Raw genomic sequence first — 5,702 nt, 5'->3', positions numbered from 1 at the left:
TTGGTTGCACACTTCTTAAACTTTGTTGGAAACTTCGCTGTTTGTTGGAAGCTTTTCATATTTGGTTGGAGGCTTTCGGGATTTGGTTGGAGACTTCAGAGGTTTGGTTGGAGACTTCTTAAACTTTGTTGGACACTCCACTGTTTGTTGTATGCTTTTCAAATTTGGTTGGAGGCTTTCGGGATTTGGTTGGAGACTCCAGAGATTTGGTTGCACACTTCTTAAACTTTGTTGGAAACTTCACTGTTTGTTGTAGGCTTTTCAAATTGGTTGGACACTCCCCAGACTTTGTTGGACACTTCGACACTTTCGTTGGAAACTCCACAGTTTGTTGGACACTTTCCTTGGTTGGTTGGACACTTCTTCAGTTTGGTTGGACACTCCCCCGGCTTGGTTGGACACTCCGACACTTTCGTTGGAAACTCCCCAAACAGGCAATTCTAGCATTCGAATAAACATAAATAAACCAGACATTTCCGAATTCGTTAATCTTCATTCTATTATTTTAAAGTTATAGCATACTTCCCGAAGCAGCGCCGCCCACAGCTCCCTGAAATTACTTTATCTTCTACGCAACGCTAGCCTTTACGCATATAGTTGGATTGATATTAAGCTTGGGATGCGGTAAAATTGGTATACTAAGAATCCTTTCTACTGGTTATTTTGTGATGACTTAACCTCAAATGTCGGGGATTCTTTTTTACTTTTCCATTAAATGTTTGGCTATACTTTCGGAACTACTTATATAGGTTTATCTAGGCGAGATACCTCACCAGTACAACGAACAAATCTAGCAATGGAGCGACACTAATAAAAGGCTGCACCCCCGCATTCTGAAGGCGCCGGAGTAATAAAACTATCGAGGGATGCAGATCAATCCCTCCACAGTAATTTTTTGGCGGGTTTATTGCGTGAGAAGACTAGGCGATGTTGGAGTAATGCTCCATTTATTAAGTGCCGACTAACTACTAATTTATCCTAGGCTGCATATAATCCATGCAAGAGACTTAGGAGGAGGAGGACATAAATATGACGGAACCATACTATATAACAGAGTCTAAAAGAATGTGCAAAGAGTCCGGGATGGATCCGAATGAGGTATCGAGACCAAAGAAGTTTTTAAGTGAAGTGGAATTTGATGAGAAAAGAAAATCATATAGTGAAATCCTGTCGGTTGTGAGTTTTTTCTCGAATAAGCTACTGGACTCCTTAAAAGGCACCCCGATACTCGTTGTTGTTTCAGATGAATTCGGTTATCTTCTTGAAATTGAAGGGGATGAAACCATAAAGTCTACCATCGAACAATTTGGGATTAGACCAGGTGGCCTGTTCACCCAGGAAGATACAGGTACGAATGTCATCAGTCTTTCATTGCAACAGAAACACCCGATCAGTCTAATTGGCGAAGAACATTATCATACGTTTCTTCATAATATTGCGTGTTATGGGACTGCATTTCATTATACAGATGATAATAATCTACTTGGTAGCGTGTCCATCATGATGCCCATCTCGTTTCAAAATCCACTTTTTCTTACGATGTTAACCCAGGCGGTTGATTCGATTGAAAGAGAACTTTTATTAAGAAAACAAAATAAGAAGCTTAATATAATGAATCAGATTATGTTAAGCAAAACAAGAAATGGGATTGTTGTCACCGATGAGTTCGGAATCACTACTGAGTTTAATGATTTTGCTCAAAAGATTTCGAATAATAGCAGAGAATCCGTTGTAGGAAGACATATTTACGATTCGGCTATAACGGGAGACTATTTTAAGGAAGTATTGGAACAGGGGAAAATATTCGAAAACGAAGAACTCCAATTTAAAGATGATGCGGGTAACCTAGTTGTCTGCCTGTTCGATGCCCAGCCTATTTATGAAGAGGACAAAATGATTGGAGCATTCGGCCAGTTCAGGGACATTTCAGACCGTTACTTACTGCAGGAAAAATATAACTACTTAGCCTATCATGATGACTTAACAAATCTGCCGAACAGACGATATATTAATAGGGAAGCAGAAACCATTATCACCGAACTAAAAGCAGGTCACGATCGGACTATGGCTCTTTTATATATCGATTTGGACCGTTTTAAAGTCATTAACGATAACTTTGGTCATTCATATGGGGATGAACTCATTATGAAAGTAAGCGAGCGTTTAAGTGGTTGTCTTGGAGAAAAGGATATACTTGCCCGAATGGGTGGTGATGAATTCATTTTCCTGCTTGCAGATTTTAGTAGTCCTGATTATGCCACGAAAAAGGCTGAAGAAATACTCAATCTGTTTCATGAACCTTTTCAAATTGGGAAGAAAGAGTTACATACAACAGCGAGTATCGGAGTCGCGATTTATCCCGACTACCCCGTTCCGATGGAGAAGCTCATGGTCTACGCAGATAATGCGATGTACCAGGCAAAATCACATGGGAAAAACTGCTATGTTGTTCATACCTCCGAATTATTAGAAGATATGATGGACGAATACAGTCTCGAGATTGATTTAAGGAGAGCTCTTGATAATAATGAGTTTGTTCTTCATTATCAGCCGCAAATTCATAACCAGTCCGGTAAATTGGTTGGGTTTGAAGCATTAATTCGCTGGCAGCATCCAAGGTTAGGTCTGCTACCTCCGGGGAAATTTATCAAACTAGCTGAAGAAAACGGATTGATCACCCTAATTGGAGAATGGGTTATCAATGAGGCATGTTCCCAAAACAAAAAATGGCAGGATGCTGGAATGGAACCGATAAAAGTCTCCGTTAATCTATCTACACAGCAGTTTCTCACAAGAAATCTCGTAACATATGTGGAGGAAGTACTGGAACGTACCGCACTCGCCCCGCACTATTTCGTAGTAGAGATCACTGAATATATGGCGATGGAGTACGACTACTCTATTATCGTATTGAATAAGCTGAAATCGCTCGGCATCGGGATCAGTATTGATGATTTCGGGACAGGCTATAGCTCGCTGAATTACCTTAAGAACTTCCCAATTGATTATATTAAAATAGACAAATCCTTCATCAGTGAATTAATGAAGGATCCAAAAGGCGCCATTATCGTCAAAGCAATTATCACGTTAGCACATAACCTGCATAAGGAAGTCATTGCAGAAGGCGTCGAAACAAAGGAACAGCTTGAGTTCCTGAAAAATCACCAGTGTGATATTATACAAGGCTATTACTTCAGTAAACCACTTCCAATTGAAGATATCGAGAAAATTTATTTACTACAATAAAGATAATAAGGGGAGCATACAGCATGGAAACGGCTGCATCTGTATTAGTAGCGAATTTTAAACAATGGGGAATTAGTCATATTTTCGGTATCCCAGGAAAGGCGATATCCCCTATATTATTCGAAATATTAAAACATGATTTGAAATTCGTATTAAGTAAACACGAAGCTGCTGCAGGGTTTGAAGCTTCCGGCTATGCCTTAATGAATCAAAAGATAGGGGTCGCGGTTGGTACGTCTGGGCCTGGCGGGACTAACCTGCTGACAGCTGCTGGTCAGGCGAAAGCCTCCAATCTCCCCCTATTAATCATCACAGGACACCCTTCGATGAAAGATACTGGCAAAGCAATGGGACAGGACTCCAGCATATTCGGTACTGATCTTGTGGATATGTTCAAATCTGTCACCAAGTTCAGTGCACGCGTAGAACGAGGCGATATGTTACAGCCGTTCCTCCAGCATGCCCTTGAAAAGGCGTTGTCAGGTGTAAAAGGACCTGTGCATCTGTCCATCCCGTTTGATATTTTACTACAAGAGATTGACCCATTCCAACTGGAATTTCCAGTGTCCCATGACATGATTTCACCCAAAACGGATGAAGTCATCGACAAACTGAATGCGGCCATGCGCCCCCTTCTATTCCTTGGAAAAGGCGTTCATTCCAGCAGGGCCTACGAAGAAGCCCAGCATCTTGCTGAGCATTGGAATATCCCTGTCATTACCACACCAGGAGGAAAAGGTACATTTCCATCCAATCATCAGCTGTCATTAGGGGCATTTGGACTAGGTGGTACCGCGGAAGCGACAGAATACTTTAATGAGCGGGTTGACCTTCTTATTATCATCGGCTCAAGATTAAGTGACATGTCTATCGCAGGCTTATCCGAAGCGATGTATCCGGAGCATATCATCCACTTTGACTATGACCCAACCTTTATTGGGAAATCAATTCAAGTACCAACTACCCCTGTTCTTGGCGATATAAAGTCTAATCTGATAGCGATTTTGAAGGATATACCGGAAACAAACAGCGAAGCCTTTTTAACACCAATCGAGTTGAGCCCACTTCAGGATAATCAACAAGGTGAGCGAATGTCTGCAGTCCAAGTATTACGGGCAATGCGTAACACGCTGCCCACTGACGCGATTATTTTTGGTGATGATGGGAGCCACTCTTTCTACGGCATTAAATACTATGATATTTACAAACCAGGGACTTTCTTCTTTGATGATATATTTGGTGCGATGGGCAACGGAATCGGCTATTCCATCGGTGCAAAACTAGCAGCCCCTGAAAAAACAATTGTTTGTTTAGTTGGTGATGGATGCATGTTCATGCATGGTACGGAACTTTCGACAGCGTATAATTACAACTCCCCTGTCCTGTTCATCGTTTTGAATAATGGGCGATTAGACATGGTGGAAAAAGGAATGCAAAAAATGATTGGCACGTCCATCGGTGGTATTTACGAAACTCCACTCGACGTAGCCAAATTTGCTGAATCAATGGGTCTACAAGCAACTACATGCCATAATCCTTATGATTTAACCGATGCTATAAAAGAAGCATTACATATTGTTAATGAAACAAACAAACCATTTGTGATTGAAGCATTAGTTCTTGAAAATGAAATTCCACCAACCATGGGGAGGCAATAAGATGGAAAACAACAAGCGATACGAGGCCGGTTTACATGCAATGGAAGAATTATTCTCCAAAGAAGTACGTACTGGCATGGAAGAAATAAAGAAAATCTCACCTGACTTCTGGGACATGATTGTGTCCTTCGGCTTTGGTGATCTTTACACTAGAGAAGGTCTTTCCCTTAAAGAACGGGAATTCATAACACTCACTTCACTCATCACACAGGGAGCTTTTGAGCAGTATAAAGTTCACTTGCAGGCAGCCCTAAACGTCGGCCTCACAAAAGAAGAAATCATCGAAATCATCATCCAGTGTGCCGGCTATGTCGGGTTCCCTAAAGCCGTTCAGGCAATGGGTATCGCTGGTGAGATTTTCGCTAAGAATGAATAGATTTCGGCGGTGCCTGAACGGGTAGTTGGGCTTGAAACAGTTGAATACCTATAGAAAAAACCAGACAGCTGCCGGTTGTCTGGTTTTTTCTATGGGTATGTAGTTGGGGTTGTGGGGTTTTTGGGGTTGGTTGGAGACTTCGATGGGTTGGTTGGTGACTTCTCGGGATTGGTTGGACACTTTCATGGTTTCGTTGGACACTCCCCCGTTCGTTGGACGCTTTCACGGGTTGGTTGCAGACTACTAGGGATTGGTTGGACACTTTAGGAACTTGGTTGCACACTTCCATTGTTTCGTTGGAAACTCCCCCGTTGGTTGGACACTTTCACGGGTTGGTTGCAGACTTCCAGGGATTGGTTGGACACTTTCGGGGCTTTGTTGGACACTTTCATAGTTTCGTTGGAAACTCCCCCGTTCGTTGG

At 42.0% G+C, this 5,702-nt stretch carries 5 protein-coding genes; all 5 read left to right on the top strand.

The window, feature by feature from the left end:
* The first annotated feature begins 185 nt into the window (after positions 1–185).
* The 5 genes from I2484_RS20560 to I2484_RS20540 all read left to right on the top strand — a co-directional run bounded on the left by I2484_RS20560 (position 186) and on the right by I2484_RS20540 (position 5,547).
* Positions 186–455, top strand: a complete 270-nt coding sequence (locus tag I2484_RS20560; protein WP_207152919.1) for a hypothetical protein — start codon at positions 186–188, stop codon at positions 453–455.
* A gap of 574 nt (positions 456–1,029) precedes the next feature.
* A complete protein-coding gene (locus I2484_RS20555; protein ID WP_218628079.1) occupies positions 1,030–3,246 on the top strand; it encodes an EAL domain-containing protein in 2,217 nt (738 codons plus the stop codon).
* A gap of 23 nt (positions 3,247–3,269) precedes the next feature.
* Entirely contained in the window at positions 3,270–4,904 is a 1,635-nt protein-coding gene (locus I2484_RS20550) for a thiamine pyrophosphate-binding protein (protein ID WP_207152918.1), read from the top strand.
* A 1-nt stretch (position 4,905) separates the two neighbouring features.
* Complete coding sequence (locus I2484_RS20545; protein WP_207152917.1) at positions 4,906–5,280, top strand: carboxymuconolactone decarboxylase family protein; 375 nt, start codon at positions 4,906–4,908, stop codon at positions 5,278–5,280.
* A 126-nt stretch (positions 5,281–5,406) separates the two neighbouring features.
* On the top strand, positions 5,407–5,547 hold the full coding sequence (locus I2484_RS20540; protein WP_207152916.1) for a hypothetical protein: 141 nt from the start codon (positions 5,407–5,409) through the stop codon (positions 5,545–5,547).
* The last annotated feature ends 155 nt before the right edge of the window (positions 5,548–5,702 follow it).

This window comes from Sporosarcina sp. E16_8, assembly GCF_017347095.1.
In the GTDB taxonomy this organism is placed as follows: domain Bacteria; phylum Bacillota; class Bacilli; order Bacillales_A; family Planococcaceae; genus Sporosarcina.
The sequence above is the reverse complement of the archived record's forward strand: the minus strand, read 5'-3'. Positions and strand labels throughout refer to the sequence as shown.

Excerpts from the sequence above, each read along its gene's own strand:
- I2484_RS20555 (WP_218628079.1), top strand. The coding sequence starts at position 1,030 with ATGACGGAACCATACTATATAACAGAGTCTAAAAGAATGTGCAAAGAG.
- I2484_RS20545 (WP_207152917.1), top strand. The coding sequence starts at position 4,906 with ATGGAAAACAACAAGCGATACGAGGCCGGTTTACATGCAATGGAAGAA.
- I2484_RS20550 (WP_207152918.1), top strand. The coding sequence starts at position 3,270 with ATGGAAACGGCTGCATCTGTATTAGTAGCGAATTTTAAACAATGGGGA.